The organism is Candidatus Symbiothrix dinenymphae, assembly GCF_001431085.1.
This window is the reverse complement of sequence record NZ_BBRU01000040.1, coordinates 1-1012: the sequence shown is the minus strand read 5'-3', so window position 1 is coordinate 1012 and position 1012 is coordinate 1. Positions and strand designations below refer to the sequence as shown.

At 41.4% G+C, this 1012-nt stretch carries 2 protein-coding genes; both read left to right on the top strand.

What is annotated here, in order from left to right; translation table 11 throughout:
• Positions 1 to 4 precede the first annotated feature (4 nt).
• Positions 5 to 163, top strand: a complete 159-nt coding sequence (locus tag ASC50_RS08375) for a winged helix-turn-helix transcriptional regulator (protein WP_226995299.1) — start codon at positions 5 to 7, stop codon at positions 161 to 163.
• A partial coding sequence (locus ASC50_RS00765) for an oligosaccharide flippase family protein (RefSeq protein WP_158648222.1) occupies positions 160 to 1012 on the top strand: 853 nt, incomplete at its 3' end. The genes ASC50_RS08375 and ASC50_RS00765, both read left to right, overlap by 4 nt.

Here is a 1012-nt window from a genome sequence, read left to right as displayed (position 1 = left end):
AAATATACTTCGAGATAATCCGGGAATAAGTTATAGAGCGATTTCTAAACAACTCAATATCAATGAATCTGCCGTACTGAAGCACATGGAAAATTTGAAGAAAGCAGGTGCTATTGAACGCATTGGCGGGACGCGCGGACATTGGAAAATTATAGAAAAATGATAAAACAGCATATCACCGATTTTTTCAGCACCGGACACGAGCGGAGCATCAAGGCTAAAAAGAGCATTGTCTTTTTGGTGCTCATCAAAATGGCGAGTATTCTGATAGGGCTGTTGTTATTTCGGGTGGCGATTGATTATTTGGATGCTGACCGTTACGGTATTTGGTTGACTGTCAGTTCGATTGTGTTTTGGCTCGAATTTTTTGATATTGGGCTGAGCAATGGGATGCGTAATAAATTTGTCGAAGCGGTGGCGCGTGGCGATGACAAAACAGCCAAAGCCTACGTGAGCACCACTTACCTTTCGTTGGGCATTATCATTTTTTTTGTGTGGCTTGTTTTTGCGTTTGTCAACAAATATATTGACTGGTGTGCCCTGTTAAAAATTCCGGAGAACAATTCGTCCGAAATACCCACGCTCGTTTTTATCGTTTTTTCCTATTTCTGCATTCAGTTTGTGTTGCGGATTGTTAATACTGTTTTGCTGGCTAATCAGCAATCCGAAAAATCTTCGTTCATCGGTTTATTAGGGCAGTTGTTTTCTTTGACTGTGATTGTCGTTTTGATGTACACCACACGAGGCTCTCTGATTTATCTGGGCTTGGGGTTGACAGCGGCTCCTTTGCTTGTCTTGCTCATTGCCAACATCTATGTGTTTCGGGGTGAAAATCGAAAATACGCCCCTTCATTCGGTTGCTGCCGGTTCAAGTATTTCAAAGATATTTTTGGCTTGAGTTTCAAGTTTTTTATTATTCAAGTTGCCGGATTGATTCAATACCAAACGGCGAATATTATTATCGCGCGGCAGTTTAACATGGAAAGCGTGACGGAGTATAATACGGCTTTTA